This is a genomic window from Pseudomonas campi, from assembly GCF_013200955.2.
GTDB classification, from domain to species: Bacteria; Pseudomonadota; Gammaproteobacteria; order Pseudomonadales; family Pseudomonadaceae; genus Aquipseudomonas; species Aquipseudomonas campi.
In genome coordinates this window covers 3,113,648-3,133,125 of the sequence record NZ_CP053697.2, presented here as the reverse complement: position 1 = coordinate 3,133,125, position 19,478 = coordinate 3,113,648, and the positions used below count along the sequence as shown (strand labels likewise).

At 65.2% G+C, this 19,478-nt stretch carries 26 protein-coding genes; 20 read left to right on the top strand and 6 right to left on the bottom strand.

Annotated features, from left to right (window positions below):
* The first annotated feature begins 29 nt into the window (after positions 1 to 29).
* The 12 genes from HNE05_RS14580 to HNE05_RS14525 all read left to right on the top strand — a co-directional run bounded on the left by HNE05_RS14580 (position 30) and on the right by HNE05_RS14525 (position 9,957).
* Positions 30 to 1,145 carry a serine hydrolase domain-containing protein gene (locus HNE05_RS14580; protein ID WP_173208664.1) on the top strand — a complete coding sequence of 372 codons (1,116 nt, stop codon included), beginning with the start codon at positions 30 to 32 and terminating at the stop codon, positions 1,143 to 1,145.
* A complete protein-coding gene (locus HNE05_RS14575; protein ID WP_173208662.1) occupies positions 1,142 to 1,474 on the top strand; it encodes an amidase in 333 nt (110 codons plus the stop codon). Before HNE05_RS14580 ends, HNE05_RS14575 begins: the two co-directional genes overlap by 4 nt.
* Before the next feature lie 307 nt (positions 1,475 to 1,781).
* The gene (locus tag HNE05_RS14570; RefSeq protein ID WP_173208660.1) at positions 1,782 to 2,357 is read left to right on the top strand and encodes a YceI family protein; all 576 of its coding nucleotides are present in this window, start codon (positions 1,782 to 1,784) and stop codon (positions 2,355 to 2,357) included.
* Positions 2,354 to 3,511 (top strand): phospholipase D-like domain-containing protein, encoded by a 1,158-nt coding sequence (locus tag HNE05_RS14565; protein ID WP_173208658.1) that lies wholly within the window; start codon positions 2,354 to 2,356, stop codon positions 3,509 to 3,511. Before HNE05_RS14570 ends, HNE05_RS14565 begins: the two co-directional genes overlap by 4 nt.
* A gap of 74 nt (positions 3,512 to 3,585) precedes the next feature.
* Positions 3,586 to 4,890, top strand: a complete 1,305-nt coding sequence (locus HNE05_RS14560) for a cation:proton antiporter (RefSeq protein ID WP_173208656.1) — start codon at positions 3,586 to 3,588, stop codon at positions 4,888 to 4,890.
* Between the two features lie 22 nt (positions 4,891 to 4,912).
* A complete protein-coding gene (locus HNE05_RS14555) occupies positions 4,913 to 5,635 on the top strand; it encodes a S1 family peptidase (protein ID WP_173208654.1) in 723 nt (240 codons plus the stop codon).
* Positions 5,636 to 5,846: 211 nt separating this feature from the next.
* Positions 5,847 to 6,083 carry a hypothetical protein gene (locus HNE05_RS14550; RefSeq protein ID WP_173208652.1) on the top strand — a complete coding sequence of 79 codons (237 nt, stop codon included), beginning with the start codon at positions 5,847 to 5,849 and terminating at the stop codon, positions 6,081 to 6,083.
* Complete coding sequence (locus tag HNE05_RS14545; RefSeq protein WP_173208650.1) at positions 6,080 to 6,292, top strand: CsbD family protein; 213 nt, start codon at positions 6,080 to 6,082, stop codon at positions 6,290 to 6,292. Before HNE05_RS14550 ends, HNE05_RS14545 begins: the two co-directional genes overlap by 4 nt.
* A 114-nt stretch (positions 6,293 to 6,406) precedes the next feature.
* Positions 6,407 to 7,246 (top strand): BON domain-containing protein, encoded by an 840-nt coding sequence (locus tag HNE05_RS14540; RefSeq protein ID WP_240008763.1) that lies wholly within the window; start codon positions 6,407 to 6,409, stop codon positions 7,244 to 7,246.
* Positions 7,247 to 7,401: 155 nt separating this feature from the next.
* Positions 7,402 to 8,787, top strand: coding sequence for a cardiolipin synthase (gene cls, locus HNE05_RS14535; protein WP_173208648.1), 1,386 nt, complete (start codon positions 7,402 to 7,404; stop codon positions 8,785 to 8,787).
* Complete coding sequence (locus tag HNE05_RS14530; protein WP_173208646.1) at positions 8,784 to 9,671, top strand: hypothetical protein; 888 nt, start codon at positions 8,784 to 8,786, stop codon at positions 9,669 to 9,671. The genes cls and HNE05_RS14530 overlap by 4 nt, the downstream gene beginning before the upstream one ends.
* 127 nt (positions 9,672 to 9,798) lie before the next feature.
* A complete protein-coding gene (locus HNE05_RS14525) occupies positions 9,799 to 9,957 on the top strand; it encodes a DUF3309 family protein (RefSeq protein WP_173208644.1) in 159 nt (52 codons plus the stop codon).
* Between the two features lie 47 nt (positions 9,958 to 10,004).
* Here HNE05_RS14525 and HNE05_RS14520 read toward each other — a convergent pair whose 3' ends face one another.
* Entirely contained in the window at positions 10,005 to 10,559 is a 555-nt protein-coding gene (locus HNE05_RS14520; protein ID WP_173208642.1) for a hypothetical protein, read from the bottom strand.
* A 213-nt stretch (positions 10,560 to 10,772) separates the two neighbouring features.
* Between HNE05_RS14520 and HNE05_RS14515 the strand changes: the two genes are divergently transcribed.
* Positions 10,773 to 11,480 (top strand): alpha/beta fold hydrolase, encoded by a 708-nt coding sequence (locus HNE05_RS14515; RefSeq protein WP_173208640.1) that lies wholly within the window; start codon positions 10,773 to 10,775, stop codon positions 11,478 to 11,480.
* A 487-nt stretch (positions 11,481 to 11,967) separates the two neighbouring features.
* Here HNE05_RS14515 and HNE05_RS14510 read toward each other — a convergent pair whose 3' ends face one another.
* On the bottom strand, positions 11,968 to 12,309 hold the full coding sequence (locus HNE05_RS14510; protein ID WP_173208638.1) for a hypothetical protein: 342 nt from the start codon (positions 12,307 to 12,309) through the stop codon (positions 11,968 to 11,970).
* Between the two features lie 72 nt (positions 12,310 to 12,381).
* Complete coding sequence (locus HNE05_RS14505; protein WP_173208636.1) at positions 12,382 to 12,591, bottom strand: hypothetical protein; 210 nt, start codon at positions 12,589 to 12,591, stop codon at positions 12,382 to 12,384.
* Positions 12,592 to 12,825: 234 nt separating this feature from the next.
* Here HNE05_RS14505 and HNE05_RS14500 point away from each other — a divergent pair, with 234 nt between their 5' ends.
* A complete protein-coding gene (locus HNE05_RS14500; protein WP_173208634.1) occupies positions 12,826 to 13,398 on the top strand; it encodes a ferritin-like domain-containing protein in 573 nt (190 codons plus the stop codon).
* 55 nt (positions 13,399 to 13,453) lie between these two features.
* Here HNE05_RS14500 and HNE05_RS14495 read toward each other — a convergent pair whose 3' ends face one another.
* The 3 genes from HNE05_RS14495 to HNE05_RS14485 are packed head-to-tail and all read right to left on the bottom strand — an operon-like array spanning position 13,454 to position 14,619.
* The gene (locus HNE05_RS14495) at positions 13,454 to 13,768 is read right to left on the bottom strand and encodes a hypothetical protein (protein ID WP_173208632.1); all 315 of its coding nucleotides are present in this window, start codon (positions 13,766 to 13,768) and stop codon (positions 13,454 to 13,456) included.
* The gene (locus HNE05_RS14490) at positions 13,765 to 14,229 is read right to left on the bottom strand and encodes a phage holin family protein (protein ID WP_240008762.1); all 465 of its coding nucleotides are present in this window, start codon (positions 14,227 to 14,229) and stop codon (positions 13,765 to 13,767) included. The genes HNE05_RS14495 and HNE05_RS14490 overlap by 4 nt, the downstream gene beginning before the upstream one ends.
* 18 nt (positions 14,230 to 14,247) lie before the next feature.
* Positions 14,248 to 14,619 (bottom strand): ElaB/YgaM/YqjD family protein, encoded by a 372-nt coding sequence (locus HNE05_RS14485; protein WP_173208630.1) that lies wholly within the window; start codon positions 14,617 to 14,619, stop codon positions 14,248 to 14,250.
* A gap of 318 nt (positions 14,620 to 14,937) precedes the next feature.
* Here HNE05_RS14485 and HNE05_RS14480 point away from each other — a divergent pair, with 318 nt between their 5' ends.
* The 6 genes from HNE05_RS14480 (at position 14,938) to HNE05_RS14455 (ending at position 19,341) form a co-directional block, all read left to right on the top strand.
* Positions 14,938 to 15,192, top strand: a complete 255-nt coding sequence (locus HNE05_RS14480; protein ID WP_173208628.1) for a hypothetical protein — start codon at positions 14,938 to 14,940, stop codon at positions 15,190 to 15,192.
* Entirely contained in the window at positions 15,189 to 15,404 is a 216-nt protein-coding gene (locus HNE05_RS14475) for a CsbD family protein (RefSeq protein WP_219637196.1), read from the top strand. Before HNE05_RS14480 ends, HNE05_RS14475 begins: the two co-directional genes overlap by 4 nt.
* Before the next feature lie 130 nt (positions 15,405 to 15,534).
* Positions 15,535 to 15,897: a hypothetical protein gene (locus HNE05_RS14470; RefSeq protein ID WP_173208626.1), complete on the top strand. Its 363-nt coding sequence runs from the start codon at positions 15,535 to 15,537 to the stop codon at positions 15,895 to 15,897.
* 77 nt (positions 15,898 to 15,974) lie between these two features.
* Complete coding sequence (locus HNE05_RS14465; protein WP_173208623.1) at positions 15,975 to 16,376, top strand: DUF4398 domain-containing protein; 402 nt, start codon at positions 15,975 to 15,977, stop codon at positions 16,374 to 16,376.
* Positions 16,373 to 17,158, top strand: coding sequence for an OmpA family protein (locus tag HNE05_RS14460; RefSeq protein WP_173208622.1), 786 nt, complete (start codon positions 16,373 to 16,375; stop codon positions 17,156 to 17,158). Before HNE05_RS14465 ends, HNE05_RS14460 begins: the two co-directional genes overlap by 4 nt.
* Positions 17,159 to 17,229: 71 nt before the next feature.
* Positions 17,230 to 19,341 (top strand): putative bifunctional diguanylate cyclase/phosphodiesterase, encoded by a 2,112-nt coding sequence (locus tag HNE05_RS14455; protein ID WP_173208620.1) that lies wholly within the window; start codon positions 17,230 to 17,232, stop codon positions 19,339 to 19,341.
* Positions 19,342 to 19,478: the final 137 nt, after the last annotated feature.

Here is a 19,478-nt window from a genome sequence, read left to right as displayed (position 1 = left end):
GCGGCTTTCGATTGCCGCGAGAACGCCCGATGTCCCTTGCCCTGATGCGTCGCCTGAGCCTGGCTGGCCTCTGCGTGCTGGCTGCTAGCCAGGCGCTGGCCGAAAGCTGGCCGGCTGCCGACTGGTCCAGCCAGCCAGTCACCCCGAGCTCCGCGCTCGACGCGCTGGAGGCTTACGCCTTTCCCGCCCGTGATGACAGCAGCCGCTTGGGTGTGCGCACCGATGCGCTGCTGGTGATCAAGGATGGCGTGCTGGTCTACGAGCGCTATGCCGGGCCGAACAATGCGCAGACCCCGCACCTGGCCTGGTCGATCAGCAAGAGCCTGTTCGCCAGTGTGCTCGGCGTGGCCTACGGCGAAGGCCGCTTCAAACTGGATGACCCGGTGGCGCAGCACTATCCGCCGTTCGCCAAGCACCCGGCGGTGAAGATGGGCCACCTGCTCAACTGGGCCTCGGGCCTCGACTGGCAGGAAGGCTACGAATACGCGCCGCTGAGGTCTTCGGTGGTGGCCATGCTCTACACCCGTGGCCGCGGTGACAGCGCCGCCTTCGCCGCCACCCATGAGCTGGATGCCGTACCCGGCACGCGCTTTCGCTACTCCAGCGGTGACAGCAATGTGCTGTCTGCGGCCCTCAAGCAGATGCTCGGTGAGCTGAGCTATCGCGACTATCCCTGGACCGCGCTGTTCGAGCCGCTGGGCATCACCTCGGCGACCTGGGAGCGCGACGCCAGCGGCACCCTGGTTGCTTCGTCCTACGCCTACCTGAGTGCCCGCGACCTGGCCCGTGTCGGCCTGCTCATGCAGCGCGACGGTCGCTGGGGCGAACGCCAGCTGCTGCCGGCGTCCTGGGTGGCGTTCAACCGCACGCCGTTCGCCAACTACCAGCCCGATCCGCAGAAACCCAATGGCGCCGTGCCAGGTGGCCAGTGGTGGCTCAACGTGGCCCTGCCGCAGAGCGCCCAACCCTGGCCGGACGCGCCGGAAACCACCTTCGCCGCCCTCGGCCACTGGGGCCAGGGGCTGTATGTGCTGCCCGAGCAGAAGCTGGTGATCGTGCGTTACGCCGATGACCGTGACCGCAGCTACCAGCACAACGAATTGCTCAAGCGGGCCCTGGCCGCTTTCGCCGGAGAACAGCCATGATCAAGCGCCATCCGTTTCTTGCCGTTGGTTTGTTGGCACTGCTGATCCTGGCGTTGCTCGGCTGGAGCAACCGCGTCCATCTGGCGGCTTTCCCCGGCATCATCGGCGCCTACTCGGCCAAGGAGTACTGCTCCTGCCGCTACGTGGTTGGCAACCCGGCCGACTATTGCACCGGCTACATCAAACAGTACCTGCCGCTCAGCGACTTCCTCGACGATGCCGCCGGCAAGCAGGTAACCGCCCGCAGCCTGGGCAGCAGCCACACGGCACTGTGGCTCGGGGTGCGCGAAGGCTGTCAATTACAGCCCCAGGCCGCTGCGCTGCCTTGAGCCTGTTCAAAGGCTGCTGCGCGTCGGCCATGCTGCGTTGCAACGCAGTAACAGCCGCAGGCTGGTCAATCGGCTCAGAAAGCCGCTTGCGGCTAACGCGCGGCAGCGCGACCCGAAGGGCGAGTGGAACGAGTCATGCTCATTTACAGCTTGTAAACTGCGCTTCTTCGCCCGATTCCGCCTTGCCTGGCTCTAGCTCGCGAGCCCTTGAACAGGCTCAAAACAGCGCAAACGCCGGGCCGGCAGGCTTTGCATTGCTGGCCCGGGCCGCTATCGTTGCGCTGAAACAGCCAAGCCCAGTGAGCCCATGTCCAAGCTCTATGCCTTTCTGATAGCCGCCTGCCTGGCCCTGCCGGCGCAGGCCGACTGGTACCTGGATAACGAGTCCTCGCGCCTGTCGTTCATTTCCACCAAGGCCGGCAACCTTTCCGAGGTGCACCGTTTCCTCACCCTGCACGGCAAGGTCGATGCCAAGGGCGCGGTGCGCCTGCGCGTGGAACTGGAGTCGGTGAGCACCGGCATCCCGGTGCGCGACGAACGTCTGCGTAATCTGCTGTTCCAGGTCGACACCTTCCCCGAGGCGAAGATCATGGCCCAGCTCGGCCTGGCGCCGATCACCGACCTGGCGCCCGGCGCGCAGCTGGAGCTGAGCCTGCCGATCCAGGTGGAAATCAGCGGGCGCAAGCACGGCTACATGGTCGAACTGCTGGCCACCCGCCTGGATGACCGGCGCTTTCAGGTGGTGACCCTGGCGCCACTGGTGCTGCATGCCGATGAGTTCGGCCTGGCCGATGGCGTCGAGGCCCTGCGCAAGACGGCGCGGCTGTCAGCCATCAGCCTGTCGGTGCCGGTGGGAGCCGTGCTGATTTTCACCGCGCGATGACGGGCAGCATTTTCCCCTGGAAAGGTGGTAACCACTTTCAGCTGCTGGTCGACGGGCCGGCGTTCTTTCCCGCCATGCTGGCGGCCATTGCCACCGCCGAACGGCGGGTGGCGCTGGAGCTGTATCTGGCCGAAGACGGTCGCTGCAGTGAGGCCCTGGTCAGCGCCCTGGTCGATGCGGCGCGGCGTGGCGTGGCGGTGCATTGCCTGTTCGACGACTTCGGCTGCCTGGGCTTTGGCAAGGTATTGCGCCAGCGCCTGGCCAGCGCCGGTGTCGAACTGCGCCTGTACAACCCGCTGCGCTGGCGGCGCGGGGTACGCAACCTGTACCGCGATCACCGCAAGATCCTGCTGGTGGACGAGCGCGTCGCCTTTGTCGGCGGCACCGGCGCCACCGATGAGTTCTGGGACCCGCTCGCCAGCAGCAGTGCCTGGCATGAGGTAATGGTGCGCATCGAGGGGCCGCTGGTGGCGCACTGGCTGCTGTTGTTCGATTTCCAGTGGCTGGCCAGCGAGGGGCGCCAGCCCTGGCGCGCCGATGGCAACTCCGGGCTGGCCCATCTGCCGCCCAGCCCGCAGGCGGGGCAGGGCATGGGCCGGGTGGCCTATGCCAACGCCCGTCAGCACCGCGATATCGCCCAGTCGCTGTTGCGCAGTGTGAGTCGTGCCAAGCAGCGCATCTGGCTGGCTACCCCGTATTTCCTGCCCAGCTGGAAGGTCCGACGTTACCTGGTCAAGGCCGCCAGCCGTGGCGTGGAGGTGCGCCTGCTGCTCACCGGCCGGCATACCGACCATCCGCCGATCCGCTACGCCGGCCAGCGCTACTACCCGCGTTTGCTCAAGGCTGGGGTGCGCATCTTCGAGTATCAGCCGCGCTTCCTGCACCTGAAGATGGTGCTGGTCGACGACTGGGTCAGCGTCGGCTCGTGCAACTTCGACCACTGGAACCTGCGCTTCAACCTGGACGCCAACCTGGAGGCCCTCGACCCGGCGTTCAGTGGCGAGGTCGCCGAGTGCTTTGTCAGCGATTTCGCCGCCAGCCGGGAAGTCACCCTGCAGGACTGGCACCAGCGCCCGTTGCTCAGTCGTCTCCGCCAGCGCCTGTGGGGCTGGCTGGATCGCCTGGTGGTCAATCTGTTCGACCGTCGGCGGTAAAGCATCGATAGCAAAGCGCGCCCACTAGGCGGATGCTCGGGACAGCTGTTCCCCTTTTTCCAGAGCCTTGCGCCATGTCCGTCGCCTTCTGGTTTTTCCTGCTGGGCGTACTGCTGATCAGCATGGTGCTGGTGCGCACGCTGCTGGCCCGCCTGCTGCTCAGCAGTGCCATGGTCTACCTGGCGGTGGGGGTGGCGCTGGGGCCGCTGGGGCTGGCGGTGCTGCGCCTGGACCCGGCTGCGCATGTCACGCTGCTGCTCTGGGCTGCCGAGCTGGCGGTGCTGATTTCCCTGTTCAATGTCGGCCTGAATATGGGCGCGGTGCCCTTGCGCAATCGCCGTTGGTTGCTGCCGCTGCGCCTGGCCTTTGTCTCCATGGCGCTCACCGTCGGCCTGATCACCCTGGTCGGCGTCTGGGGCCTGGGCCTGTCGCTGGGCGGCGCGGTGCTGCTTGGGGCGATCCTCGCGCCGACCGATCCGGTGCTGGCTTCCGGGGTGCAAACCCAACTCAGTGCCCATCCGGATCGTCTGCGGTTCAGCCTGTCGGGCGAGGGCGGTCTCAACGATGGCACGGCCTTTCCCTTTGTCATGCTCGGCCTCGGCCTGCTCGGGCTGCATGAACTGGGCGCGGGCGGCTGGCGCTGGTGGCTCATCGACCTGCTCTGGGCTACCTTCGCCGGCCTGCTGATCGGCGCCCTGGCCGGGGCACTGATCGGCAAGCTGGTGGTCTACCTGCGTACCCGTCACCACCTGGCGCTGGGCCTCGACGAATTTCTCTCGCTCGGCCTGATCGCCGTGGCTTATGGTGCCGCGCAACTGTGCCTGGCCTACGGCTTTCTCGCGGTGTTCGCCGCCGGTCTGGCCTTGCAGCGGGTCAAGGAGCAGCCGCAGCGCGGCACCGCCTCCCTCGGTGCGGCGCCGCGGCAGCGCGGGCACAGCGAGGAGGAGCTGGCAGCTCATTCGCACCATGCCAGCGAGGCCATGAGCCATGCGGTGCACGGGTTCAATGAGCAGCTGGAAAGCCTCGCCGAGCTGGCGCTGGTGCTGCTGGTGGGGGCGATGCTGGCCTACACCCAGCCCACCCTGAACATGCTCTGGTTCATTCCGCTGTTGCTGCTGGTGCTGCGCAGCGTGGCGGTGCTGCTCGGGACCCTGGGCGAAGCCATGCTGCCGCGTCAGCGCAGCATGACCTGCTGGTTCGGTATTCGTGGTATTGGTTCGCTGTTCTACCTGATGTTTGCCCTGCAGCAAGGGGTGAGCGGGGCACTGGCCGAGCAGTTGGTCAGCCTGACGCTGCTGACGGTGGCGGCCTCGATTGTGCTGCACGGGATTTCGGTAGAGCCGCTGATGCGCTGGTATCAGCGCCGCGATAAAGCATGAGTGACTTGGAGCGTATGGCCTGATGGCAAAGATTGAATCCCTGCTGCTGACTGCCGCGCGCATCAGCACCTTCGACGGCAGTTACCTGCTGACCAGTGCCAGCGGCTTCTTCTTCGCCCGTGACGAGCGCCTGTTCCTGGTCACCAGCCGGCACGTGATGATCGACGAGCCGAGCCAGCACTTTCCCGATCGCATCGAGATCGAAGTGCATACCGACCTGCACAACGTGGCGCAGTCCACCGGCTTCTCCATTCCGCTGTATCGCGACGGCAAGAGCCTGTGGCGCCAGGGCGAGGATGGCGCCGGCGAGATCGATGTGGCGGTGATCGAGATCGAGCGCGCGGCGCTGCCCGCGGCGATGATCTATTACGCCTTCACCCCGGACCATCTGCCCCGTGCCGACCAGCCCGTCGAGGTCGGCACATCGCTGCTGGTGGTGGGTTTCCCCCTGGGCTTTCACGACACCCTGCACCACATGCCCGTGGTGCGCCATGCGGTGGTGGCGTCTTCGTTCGGTCTGCGCTTCCAGGGGCAGGGCTATTTCCTCACCGATGCGCGCACCCACCGTGGCACCAGCGGTGCGCCGGTGGTCATGCGCATGCCAGGGCAGGCCGAGCTGCCCTGGCTGCTGCTCGGCGTGCATTCGGCGCGCCTCGATCTGGGTACGCGCGACCTCGCCCTGGATGAAGCCCTGGGCCTCAATTGCACCTGGTATGCCGACATCCTGCTGACCCTTACCGCGTGAGTCATTGCTTCGCCGCTGGCAGCCGTCAGGGTGGATAAGCAGAGCGTTATCCACCCTACAAAGCTGGCCTGTGCTTTCACCGCCGCTCGTGTCAGTGGAATTGCAAGCCGGCTCTAAGCTCGGTAGCGCACCGACAGCCTTCCCCCCGCCTGCCATTGTCCTCTACCCGGATTGCCGCATTTTCGCGGCGCTCAGGACTACAGAGGTCACCATGAACAAGCCTATCGATCAACGCACTCCCGGCAGCCCGAGCAAAGCGGCTGCGCCTACCCAGAAGGGCGGCAACAGCAGCACCCAGCCGTTCTACAGGGCCAATACGCTGAACAAGCAGGACGGCAATAAGGGCCCCGTCAATGACAACCGCCAGGCTCAGCAGCCTCTCGCCAAGGACCCGCTCAGTGCGCCGGCGCGTGCGGCCAAGCCTGCTGACGAGGCGAAAAAATCATGAGCCTGCCCAGCGCGGACGAACTCAAGGGCAAATGGCAGCAGCAGGTTGGTGCCGCCAAGATTGCCTGGGGCAAGTTGACCGAGGATGAGCTGCTGAAATCCGAAGGTCATGCACAGAAACTCGCCGGCCTGGTGCAGGAGCGCTACGCCATCACCCGTGAAGAAGCGGATGAGCAGGTCAAGAGTTTCATCAAGAAATGCAAATGCTGAAGTAAGCCCGTTTCACCGTTGTGCTCAGGTACAGCGGTGGGCCCGCGGGTTCGTCGGGAACAGTCACCTGACTGCTCTCAAGGCATCACGTCTTTTCCCGAGTGGAGAAACACCATGAACATGATCAAGCAACCGCGCCAACTATTGCTCGCCGCCGCCATTGCCATGGCGCTAGGCACTACCAGCTTTGGCGCCATCGCGGCCACGGCTTCCCAGGAAGTCACCAATGCCCGCCAGGAAACCCAGATCTGGACCACCTACGCGCTGAGCCCTTACCTGCGCGCCAATGACCTCAAGGTCACGGTGGAAAACGGCAAGGCTACGCTCACCGGCCATGTCGCCGAAGACGTCAACAAGGACCTGGCCAACGAGATCGCCCTGGGCGTCAAGGGCATCACCGAGGTCGACAACCAGATCGTCGTCGATGCCGACTACCAGCCGGCCAAGCCCGGCACTGAACGCAGCTTCGGCGAGACTATCGATGACGCCAGCATCACCGCGGCCATCAAGTCGAAACTGATGTGGGGCAAGAGTACCGACGGCATGTCCACCAATGTCGATACCAAGTATGGCCGGGTGACCCTGCGCGGCACGGCTCAGACTGCCGCCGAGCGTGACCTGGCCGGGCGCATCGCGAAGAATACCCAAGGGGTAGTCGCGGTGGATAACCAGATCAAGGTCAATGCGCTGAAGCCCACCATGGCCGAAAGCGGCAAGAACATGGCCGATGAAGCCGGCGACGACATATCCGACAGCTGGATCACCACCAAGGTCAAGTCGACCCTGCTCTACTCCAGCAATGTGGCCGGTACGGCCATCGATGTCACCACCAACAATGGCGTGGTCAGCCTCAGCGGTCAGGTCAATAACGGTGCCGAGCGCGACCTGGCGATCGAACTCGCGCAGAACGTGCGCGGGGTGAAAAGCGTGCAGTCCAAAGAGCTGATGTTTTAACGCAGCGCAGCCTTGCTGCGGGGTCATCACGCCGTCGTATAGGCGGCGTGGCGATCCGTTTGTAGCGATTCTCGGGAGAGGCTGCTGTCACGCACCGGGCCTTGCCGGCCGGGTCGCGCTAACTCCATAGCCCTCCATTGTTCGGAGGGTTTTGCATGTCCAGCACCGGCTGCTTGAGGCTGCTGCCCGCACTGCTGTGCCTGGCGCAGCTGGCGGCGTGCAGCGTATTGCCGACCCTGGTGCCAGACATGGCGCACAACCCGCCGCCCGTGGCCCTGGACGGCAGCAACGGGCCGCTGTCGGCCGCCCGCAGCAAGGCCATCCTCGAGCGCTTGCAGGCCAGCGGCGCGCCGACCCATATCTTCGACCTGCACCTGGCTATCGAGGAGTCGATCAGCGGCAGCCCGCTGCTGACCGGCAACCGGGTCGACTTGCTGCAGGACGGACCGAACACCTACCAGGCGATGCTCGCGGCGATCGACGCCGCCCGCGACCATATCAACCTGGAAAGCTATATCTTCGACGGCGACGAGGTTGGCCAGCGTTTCGCCCAGGCGCTGATCGCCCGGCAGCGCGCCGGGGTGCAGGTCAACCTGATTCACGACAGCGTCGGCACCCTGGGTACGCCGCAAGCGTTCTTCAAGGAGTTGAGCGAGGCCGGTGTGCAGATCGTCGAGTTCAACCCGGTCAACCCGCTGACGGCCAAGGCCGGCTGGGAGATGAACCAGCGCGACCACCGCAAACTGCTGATCGTCGATGGCCGCATCGCCTTTCTCGGCGGGGTCAATATCAGCAGCGTGTACTCCGGCAGCTCGCTGCGCCTGGGCAGCCAGGCTGACCCCGAGCAAGGGTTGCCCTGGCGCGACACCCACCTGCGCCTGGAGGGCCCGGTGGTCGGCGAGCTGCAGAAACTGTTCATCATCACCTGGGCCAAGCAACGTGGCCCGCCGCTGCTGGCGCGGCATTACTTCCCGCCGACGGAGCCGCGCGGCAAGGAGGTGGTGCGCGCCATCGGCAGTTCGCCGGACGATCCCTACAGCCTGATCTACGTCACCCTGATCTCCGCCCTGCGCAGTGCACAGAGCGAAATCTGGCTGACCAACGCCTACTTCGTGCCCGATCCGCAGCTGCTCGCCACCCTCAAGGAGGCCGTCGCGCGCGGCGTCGACGTGCGCCTGGTACTGCCCAGCAGCACCGACTCCTGGCTGGTGTTCCACGCCGGCCGCGCCTACTACGACGAACTGCTGCAGGCCGGCGTGCGCCTGTACGAGCGCCACGATGCGCTGCTGCATGTGAAGACCGCGGTGATCGATGGCGTCTGGTCGACCGTCGGCTCGACCAACCTCGACTGGCGCAGCTTCCTGCACAACCAGGAAGTCAACGCCGTGGTGCTCGGCAGCGACTTCGGCGAAAAGATGCGCGCGGCCTTTCGCGCCGATCTGGCCCAGTCGCGTGAAATCACCCTGGCGACCTGGCAGGAGCGTGCCTATCAGGTGCGCGCCCAGGAACTGTTCGCCCGCCTCTGGGAATACTGGCTATGACCCCGACCCGCCTGCTGTGCCTGATGCTGCTGTGTGCCCCGACCAGTCTGTTGCAGGCGGCCGATGCGCCGACCCTGCGTGCCCGCCACCAGGCGCTGGCGGCGCAACTGGCGAGCAACCAGTTCCAGCGTCCGCTGTACCTGGAATCCACCCAGACCGACAACCAGCTGCAGGGCGATATCTACGCCGAAGTGGCCCAGCCCTTCGCCCAGGCCGGCCCGGCGCTGCAAGGTATCGAACAGTGGTGCGAGCTGCTGATCCTGCACCTCAACGTCAAGGGCTGCCACGCCTCGGCGGCGGGCGCGCAGGCCGTACTCACGCTGCACGTCGGGCGCAAGTTCGATCAACCGCTGGCCGCTGCCTACCCGTTCGAGTTTCGCTACCAGGTCCAGGTCGCGACGGCCGACTACCTGCGCGTGGCGCTGCAGGCCGCCGAGGGGCCGCTGGGTACCAGCGACTACCGCATCGTCCTCGAAGTGCTGGCGCTGGATGAGCAGCGCAGCTTTCTCCACCTGTCCTATGCCTACCGCTACGGCACCGCGGCCAGCCTGGCCATGCAGGGCTACCTGGCCACCACCGGGCGCGACAAGGTCGGCTTCAGCATCATCGGCCAGACCGCCAGCGGCGAGCCGGTCTACCAGGGCGACATGCGCGGCGTGGTCGAGCGCAACACCATGCGCTACTACCTGGCGGTGGATGCCTACCTGGGCGCTTTGGCGCTGCCTGCCAAGGCGCGCCAGGAGCAGCGTTTGAACGACTGGCACAGCGGCGTCGAGCGTTATCCACGGCAGCTGCACGAGCTGGAGCGGGCGGACTACCTGGCCATGAAGCAGCAGGAGATCGAGCGCCAGCAGGCGCTGCAACAGGGCGCTGCCGTCGAGTGAAAGAGTCCCTGTGTGTGCGACGGCGTACAGATCGACCGGGCGGCTTGCGCCCATGCTGTGGGCATGTAGAGCACTGCTGCAACGCCTGCTAAACCCGTCCATTCCTTCACGCTGCAAGGGGAATCCCATGAGCTTGGGTACCATACTGCTGATCGTCCTGATCCTGCTGTTGATCGGCGCCATCCCGGCCTGGCCACACAGTCGCAGCTGGGGCTACGCGCCCAGCGGTGGCTTGGGCCTGGTAGTCATCATCCTGATCATTCTGGTGTTGCTCGGGCGTATCTGAACGCCGCCCATGCCTGCGCATACGCGCAGGCGGGGCGTTACTCCCCACTATTCGAGGCGGACTTCGCGCGGTGTGATGACCATGTCGATGTCCTTGAATTCGCCTGCCGATGCCTTGATCACTTCACGGGCGATGCTGGTTTCCTGCTCGTTGTGGGTTTTTGCCACCAGCACCACATCACCATGAGTGATCGCCCCGCTGATCAGTTCGGCGAAACGCCCAGCATGCTTGCCCGAGCCCCGCGCCGCAGCAATCGCGCTGCCGAGAAAAGCCCCGATGAACGCGCCCCAGCCCAGCAGCATCAGCGGTGCCAGCAGCGGGCTGGCGGTGAACAGGTTGATGTCGTTGGCGATCAGCATGACCTCCACCGCGGCGCCCAGGCCGATACCGATGCCGGCGCCGATGGCACCCACGATCAGTATGTCCTTGAGTACGCCATTGCTGCGCCGCTGGGGTGTGGGGGCGGGCGGGGCATGGCTGTCGCCGGTGAAGATCTGCAGGTCTTCGTTGTGCAAACCACGTTGAATCAGTTGCACCAGGGTGCTTTCGGCCGGCGCGCGCTGGGGGAAGAAACCCGAGACGTTGTGGCAATAACGATCCATGGTGGTACTCCCGATTGAGAACCGTCCGCGACGGTTGAGCCCCGAGCCTGAGCGCGCTGAGTGGCCCCGTCTGTGCGCCCGCGAACGCTGGCGCGAGCGGCCGGCCTGGGTGCGCTGGCGCACGGTGGAGCCCGGCGCTGTCGGTGCATGCTGGAGTGTATCGATCTGGGGCCATGGGGTTCCGGGCGTCGGCACCTTCGCGAGGGTATGCCCATGCACAAGCCACATCTTCTCCTTCTGCCGGGACTGCTTTGCGATGCGCGGCTCTGGCAACACCAGGCGGCGGACTTGGCCGACCTGGCCCATATAACGGTCGCCGATCTGAGCCAGGCCGACTCCATTGCCGGGCTGGCCGAGCAGGTGCTGGCCCAGGCACCTGACGAATGTTTTGCCCTAGCGGGCTTGTCCATGGGCGGCTATGTCGCCCTGGAGATCATGCGCCGCGCCCCGCAGCGCGTGCTCGGCCTGGCCTTGCTGGATACCAGCGCGCAGGCCGACAGCGACGCAGCCAAGCGGGCCCGCGTCGACCTGATGGGGCAAGCCGAAGAGGACTTTGCCGCGCTGGTCGCCAGCCTGCTGCCGAAGTTTGTGCACCCTGCGCACCTGAGCGACCCGGCGTTGATCGAGGTGATCACGGGCATGGCCCACAGCCTCGGTCGAGACGTGTTTCTGCGCCAGCAGAAGGCCATGCTCGGGCGCATCGACAGCCGCCCGGGGCTGGTGCAGATCCGCTGTCCGACCCTGGTGCTGTGCGGCTGGGAAGATGTCATCACGCCGCTGACCCTGCATCAGGAGCTGGCCACGGCCATCGTCGGCGCGCAACTGGTGATGATCAAGGAATGCGGCCACCTGTCCTGCCTGGAGCAGCCGCAGGCGGTCACCCGCGCCCTCGAGACCTGGCTGCAGCGTTTGCCAGGCTGAGCGCGAGCAGGTAGCCGCGTAGGGTGGATCGCGCTCCATCGATCCACCGGGGGAGCCGGTGGTGGATGAACAGAGCGTCATCCACCCTACGATTTCTGCAAACCCGCGTCGGCCCCGGTGATTCGAGCCCTTGAGACCTGGCTGCAGCGCTTGCCAGGCTGATGCGCGAGCGGGTAGCCGCGTAGGGTGGATCGCGCTTCACCGATCCACCGGGGGAGCCGGTGGTGGATGAACAGAGCGTCATCCACCCTACGATTTCTGCAAACCCGCGCCGGCCCCGGTGATGCGTGCCCTTGAGACCTGGCTGCAGCGCTTGCCAGGCTGATGCGCGAGCGGGTAGCCGCGTAGGGTGGATCGCGCTTCATCGATCCACCGGGGGAGCCGGTGGTGGATGAGCAGAGCGTCATCCACCCTACGATTTCTGCAAGCCCGCGTCGGCCCAGGTGCGCGTGGCGTACCCTGCGGGAGGGTGCAGTCAGTTTGTTTGTTACATCAGTTGATCGATGAGCACCGCGTTGCTGTAGATCAGGCTGCCATCGTTGAGGCGATGGCCGACCAGGTGGAACTGGCCGCGCTGGTCATCCTCGCGCAGATAGACGCGCAGCTTGCAGTCGGCCAGCGGGCCGTAACCCACGGGCAGGTGCAGGTCCAGCGTGTCCAGGTCGACCTCGACCATGACTTCCTTGGCGTGGCCCTGCTGCAGCTGTTCTTCGGCCTGTTCAAGGTGCCGGTGGTCGTCGCCGTTCAGATAGAACTCGATGTGCTCGATCGGCGTGGATTGTTCTGCACCACTGGGTTTGCACCAACCTTCGATACTGAAGCTGCTCATGCTCATACCTCATGCTGTAGGGGCAGGGTGCCGGAGCGCCTTGCCGGGTAGGAAGTGGCCAGGTTTGCCTGCCTAGGGCAGCAACTGCCAGACCTCGGAATTGGCCAGCTCCTGGATGCTGGCGTGCTGCGACTCGCCGTGGATCGGGCTGAGCTCGTAGCTGCAGGTCGACTCGTAGGTGGCCGCGTAGCGGATACCGCTGAGTTTGTGCAGATAGAGCAGCTGTGGATGGCACTGTGCGTTGATGTGCTGAACCAGGTGGGATTCGATCATGCCGTTCATTGCGTGACCTCCTGCAGCGCTTGCTGCTGTGGTTTGTTTCATCTTGGGCGGCCGCTATGGGCACGGTCTGTACGCCATCGAACTGAGTCCGCCAGGCACCGAGCCGGGCCCGCTAGCCGCAGTGGCTGTTGCGCACGCCAGCGCCGTGGCAAGGCGCTGAACTCTGTACGCCGGCGCACCGACTGGGCCAGGCGCCGCGGGCAAGCTGGACAGCCCACAGACAAGGTGACCGTCATGCAGAGCAAAGCGCTTTTAAGCAGTGTCGAAACCCTGCGCCAGCAGGCCCGTGAACATATCGAACAAGGTGCAGTGACCGCCGGTTACAGTGCTGATCGCAGCGAGGTGCTCAGGTTGCTCAACGAAGCCCTGGCCACGGAAATCGTCTGCGTGCTGCGCTACCGACGCCACCATTTCATGGCGCGGGGGATTCACGGCAAAAGCGTCGCCGATGAGTTCCTCCTGCACTCCAACGAGGAACAGGCACATGCCGACCTGTTGGCCGGGCGCATCGTGCAGCTCGGCGGCGAGCCGGATTTCGCCCCGGACAGCCTGAGCCGCCGCAGCCATGCGGAGTACGTGGCGGGCGCTTCTCTGCTGGAGATGATTCGAGAGAATCTGGTGGCCGAGCGCATCGCCATCGACAGCTATCGCGAGCTGATTCAGTACCTCGGCGATGAGGACCCGACCACCAGCCTGTTGCTCAAGGGCATTCTTGCGGTGGAAGAGGAGCACGCCGACGAACTGGCCGACCTGCTGGAAACCCTGCCGGTCAAACCCTGGACGCCGCACGCCTCGACCCTTGAGTGACAATGCCAGGGTCTGTTGCCGTTCCGTCGCGGTCGCGGCGAAACGGCAACAGACCCTAGCGCTCGTCGTCGGGTGCGGGCAGTCGCGGCGGGTTGTGCGTCGCCGAATGCAGCAGCTTCGCCAGCAGCAGGGCACCCCCCAGGCCGCGCACCAGGCGCGGGCCGAACAGCACCAGGGCCACTTGCGAAGCCAGGCGCAAGGCCGCGGCCGGGCGCTGGGTGATCAGGCGCATGGTCACGCTGCGGGGGAATACATCGTCAGCCGGGCCGCTGGGCGCGAGCAGGTGGCGGATGCGTTGGCGTTGCAGGAACAGGCGCTGACGCAGAGCCAGGCGTAGTTCGCTGAGGGGCATGTCGGGATTTTTGCTCATAACCGGCTCTTGAGTAGGGCGAGGTCCGCGGCCAGCTCTTCGCGGGTAGCGGCAAAGCTCTCGCTGCTGCGTGCGGCCAGCAGCCGCAGGCGGTACCAGGCGATGGCGCAGCCGAGCCCATGCACCAGCAGCAGGCCGAGCAATGCGGGGATGCGATACGGGGTAGCCCAGCTCAGCACCAGTACCAGGGTGCTGCACAACAGCAGCAGCATCAGGACACAGGCGAAGCCGAACAGGAGGGTCAACAGCATCTGCAGCAGGCGATTGCGTTCTTCTGCCCACTCCACGCGCGCCAGTTGCCCATGCAGGGCCGTTTGCGCCAGCAGCGCACGGCCTGCCGAGCGCAGCAGACGCAGCACTGCGAACAGACTCAGGTCGTTAGGGGGCGGGCCCAGGTGGGCTTGCGCATCGGCGCGCGTCTCATCGACGGGCGCCGCTTGCTCCTCAGGTTGATGGGTCATTGCACAGGCAGGCTATGGCTAGTTGCGACGAGCAATCACGAGACCGAACAGGAAGGCGATGGCGGCGCTGGCGCCGACAGCTTTCCAGGGTTGCTCGTGGACATACGCGTTGGTCACGGTGGCGGTCTGCCGGGCACGTTGCACAACAGTTTCTCCCATGTCCTCGGCGCTGGCCTTGGCGCTGGCGATCCGGGCATTGATCTTGGCCCGCGCGCGGGCCAGGTCTTCGCCGGTCAGCGAGGTGGTTTCCTTGATCAGGTCCTCGATGTCCGCGAGAAAGTTGTGAAACTCGCGCGAAACGCTGGACTGCTGGCCTGCATGGTTGCTTTTGGAACTGTTGCTGCCTTGGCCGATGTTGCCGGGCTCGTTGGGATTGGTCGGATTTTGCATGGTTGACTCCTTCTGGATGGCATCGCCGCCAGGCGGCGGGGGCGCAACCGCTGGTAAGGCGAGTCGGTTGACGCGGTGACTGTAGGGGCTGTTGTCATTTCGTCGCGGCCGTGAACGAAACGGCAACTGCCCACAGCCTGGGCGCCGCGGGCCAGAGCGTCTGTGCGTCAGCGAACGGACGCCAATATTTTTCACTTTAAGGGGGAATTAGCTGCGCTTATGCGCGCCAGCGTACGGACGGGCCCTGGGCGGACTGCCATCGTCTTCATCCCGAGTTGCGTCCTTTACTCGCTGCCGGGGGTTCTACAGGAGGTCACCATGCACACGCCGATTGATCCGCAGCTGCCGGTAATACCTGCTCCGCCTGCCGAGCGGCCGAATCCGGATGTCGCCCCGCCGCCAATTGGTGATCCGCGGCAGCAGCCGCTGCCGGGTGAACAGCACGACCCGTTGCTCAATCCCTGGCCGGAGCTCAAGGAACCCAGGCGTAGCGAGCAAGAAGACCTGCTGGATGGCTACTCGGGCCCGGCAGAGGACGATGAGCGCTTTGCCAGCATCGAGCCGTATCAGTGAGTGGTTTGCCCAGTGCCGCCCAGTTGTGCGGCCAATGCAAGCAGCAGATTGGGGTTGTCACGCGGGCCTGGGGCCATTTCACCGACAACCAGCGACTGATCAAACGAGGCCAGGCGCTGCGCCTAGCGGGGCTGTTACAGGCGCGTTACGCCTTCTCGCGTGACGAAGCCGATGCCCAGGTCAAGGCGTTCATCGAGAAGAGCAAGTGTTGAGCTGAGCTGAGCCAGATTGCCTGACGCTTCGTCCATCGCGGTGGACCGTGGCATCTGGAGCTTTCAGTGGTGTTTTCACTTTTTTCGGCGTGGCGCCTCAAGCAGCCGTCACGCCCGTTGGAGAAGCCGCATGACCAACCATTCGCGCACCCTGATGCTCGCCTTCGGCCTGGCCCTGGCGATGTTGGCGGTCGGCAGCCTGGCCGTTGCCCTGAGTCTGTCCCAGGACGCTGCGGCGGCACGCCAGCAGGCTCTGGTGTGGAAGACCTATGCCCTGGCCGTGCATAGCCAGGGCTTGCTGGCGACCCATGACGATGGTCAGGGCTGCAGCGATTCCCCCTGTTGCGTGGCACTTGTCGAGCACCTCCTCGAGCAGGCGCACGCGCGGTTGCCCGGCCAGGAGCCCGTGCATGCCGTGGAGCTTGAAGGTTCCCAACTGCAGGCGGCCATCAGCGCCAGCGATCGCCCGGTTGTACGCGGCTTCAGCTTCTGAAACTGCGCGCTTGTCCGCACCCCCACCCCACGCACCGTCTGCCCTGTCGCAGCGGTGTTGCCTTCGAGGACAACACCATGAACCTGACCCCGCAACCCACTCACCGCACTACCGCGTTACGCCTGCTCGGCGGCTGTGCCGGCCTGCTGTTGCTTGGCGCCTGTGCCTCGCCTGAGCCGCCCAGCCAGGCCCTGCAGGCCGCCGAATCGGCGATCAGCAATGCCGAGCGCGCCCGTGTTGCCGATTACGCCGCGCCGGAACTGGGCGTGGCCCGCGACAAACTGCTGGCCGCCAATAACGCCGTGGAGCTGGACCAGATGCTGCTGGCTGAACGCCTGGCCCAGCAGTCGCGCGCCGAAGCCGAGCTGGCCCTGGCCCGGTCCCAGGCCGCCAAAGCCAAGGTGGTGAATGACGAGATGCGCAAAAGTACCGACAGCCTGAAACAGGAAATGCAACGCAACACGGGAGTACAACAATGAACACTGTGCAGAACCTCCATCTCTTCAGCGCGCTGGCCATCTGTGTGGCGCTCGCCGGTTGCGCCGCACCGAGCACACCCCAAGGTGCTGCCGCCACCCGTGACAAGCTGACCCTGCTGCAAGGTGATGCCGAGCTGGCCAACCGTGCCCCGGTGGCCATCAAGGACGCGGAAGTCGCAGTAATCGCCGCGGAACAGCCGCGCAAAGGCAATGATGAGGAACAGGCACTGGGCCAGCATCTGGTGGTGATGGCCGACCGCAAGGTGGAAATTGCCCGTGCCGTGGCGCAGGCGCGCTTTTATGAAGACCAGCGCCAGCTGCTCAGCCAGCAGCGCGAGGGGGCACGCCTGGATTCGCGCACCGCGGAGGCCGATGAGCTGCTGCGCCAACTCAATGCGCTGAATGCCAAGCAGACCGAACGCGGCATGGTCATGACCATCGGTGACCTGCTGTTCACCACCGGCGGCTCGGAGTTGCGTAGTGCCGGCGCCAATGATCTGGGCCGGCTGGCGCAGTTTCTCCAGCAGCATCCGGAGCGCGATGTGCTGATCGAAGGGCACACCGACAATGTCGGCAGCGACGACGCCAATTTCAGCCTGTCGCAGCGCCGTGCCGAGTCGGTCAAGGCCTACCTGCAGCGCCAGGGCGTGGCTTCCAGCCGCCTGGATGCTTCCGGCAAGGGCGAGAACTCCCCGGTGGCGGGCAATGATTCGGCCTCCGGTCGCCAGTTGAATCGGCGTGTGGAAGTGATCATCAGCAATACCCTCAGCTCCCTGCGTTAAGACGCAGCGTCCGTGGAACTCATGTAGTCGCTAGTGGCGTGGAGCAATATTTCCGGCAAAGGAGTGTGGTTATGAGCTACAGAGTGCTGATTGTCACGGCGGATGCCACCGACTGCAGCGGGCTGCAGGACATGCTTTTGGATGCGGCGGATGGTTCTTTCGTCAGCGAACGGGTCACCCACCTGGCAATGGCCCTCAAGCGCCTCGAGGGCACTGGCATCGACGCCGTACTGCTGGATCTGGCGCTGCCCGATAGCGTGGGTATCGCTACCTTTCTGGCGGTCTTCGCCGCCGTGCCGCATCTGCCCATCCTCACCCTGTGTGCGCCGGAGGACGAGCCGCTGGCGCTGGAGACGCTACGTTGTGGGGCCCAGGGCTATCTGCTCAAGGGGCGGTTCGCCAGCTACCTGGTGGCCCAGTCGCTGAGCAATATCATCCAGCGCAAGACGGTCGAGGCGCGCCTGCTGGTGGAGCAGGCACGGGCCGAAACCACCCTCAACTCGATCAGCGATGCGGTGATCGGCACCGACCTGCAAGGCCGTATCGATTACCTCAACCTGGCGGCCGAGCGTATGACCGGCTGGACGCGCGAGGAGGCGCGCGGGCAACCGATTGCGCAGGTTCTGCAGCTGATCAGCGGGGCCAGCGCTGCTGTGCCCAGCCCGGTCGACCAGGTTCTGCAGGAGGACGCCGAGGTGGGCATGGCCGCCGGTACCATCCTGATTCGCCGCGATGGCAGCAATGTGGCGATCGAGGATTCGGCCGCACCGATCCATGATCCCGATGGCCAGATCAGCGGGGCGGTGGTGGTGTTCCACGATGTCACCGCGGCGCGTGCCATGGCCATGAAGATGGCCTACCTGGCGCAGCACGACTTCCTCACCAAACTGCCCAATCGGGTGCTGCTCAACGACCGCATCGCCCAGGCGATCAGCCTGGCCGAGCGCAGCGGTAACTCCATCGCCCTGATGTTTCTCGATCTGGACAACTTCAAGCACATCAACGACTCACTCGGCCATGGCGCCGGCGACAAGCTGCTGCAGTCGGTGGCGCTGCGCCTGGCCAAGTGCGTGCGCAGCTCGGACACGGTGAGCCGCAATGGCGGCGACGAGTTCGTCGTGCTGCTGGCCGAGGGGCGCAACATGCAGGATGCCAGCCTCACCGCGCAGAAGATCCTCGCCGCGCTGGCCATCCCCCATCGCATCGACCAGCACGAACTGCGGGTGACCAGCAGCATCGGCATCAGCGTGTATCCCGCCGATGCCGGCAGCGCCGAAGCCCTGTTGAAGAACGCGGACACGGCGATGTACCACGCCAAGGAAGCGGGGCGAAACAACTACCAGTTCTTCAAGCACGACATGAACGTGCGTGCGGTCGAGCGTCAGGTCATCGAGCACAGCCTGTGGCGTGCCCTGGAACGGCATGAGCTGGTGCTGCACTACCAGCCCAAGGTCAACCTGCAGACGGGCAGCATCACCGGTGGCGAAGCCTTGCTGCGCTGGGTGCATCCGCAGTGGGGCATGACCTTGCCCGAGCGCTTCATGACGGTGGCCGAGGAGTGCGGGCTGATCGTGCAGATTGGCCGATGGGTGTTGCGCGAGGCCTGCCGGCAGACTTGCCTGTGGGAGGCTGAGGGGATAGTGCTGCCTTCGATCGCGGTGAATGTATCGGCCCTGGAATTTCGCCATCCGGGCTTCGTCGACGGGGTGCGCAGCATTCTCCAGGAAACCGGCCTGGCGCCCGAGCGCCTGCAGCTGGAAATCACCGAAAGTGTGCTGATGCGCGATGCCGACGCCAGTGCCACGGTGCTGCATCAGCTCAAGGCCATGGGCGTGCAACTGGCCATCGATGATTTCGGTACTGGCTATTCCAGCCTGAGCTACCTGCTGAAGTTCCCCATCGATGTGCTGAAGATCGACAAGTCCTTCGTGCATGCCATCAGCGCCGCCCACGGCAACGGCATTATCGTGCGCGCGGTGATCGCCATGGGCGCCAGCCTGCATTACCAGGTGGTCGCCGAAGGCGTGGAAGACCAGGCGCAGCTGCTCTTTCTCAAGACCGAGCAGTGTGGCGAAGGGCAGGGCTTTCTGTTCGGTCAGGGCCTGGTGGCCATGCAGTTCGCCACCCTGCTGTTGGCCAGCGAGGCCAGCGGAAAGGCTGCTGCACTGGCGCCGGTGGACTGAGAGTCTGGCTTTGATCTCCCCTAGGATGTGCCGTGCGCAGCGCCAACCCCATGCGGGCATTCAGGTTCGCTGCGTTTTTGCCCCCTCTCCCGTTTACGGGAGACGACTGCATCCATGCAGTCCGGGGTGTGTGCCTG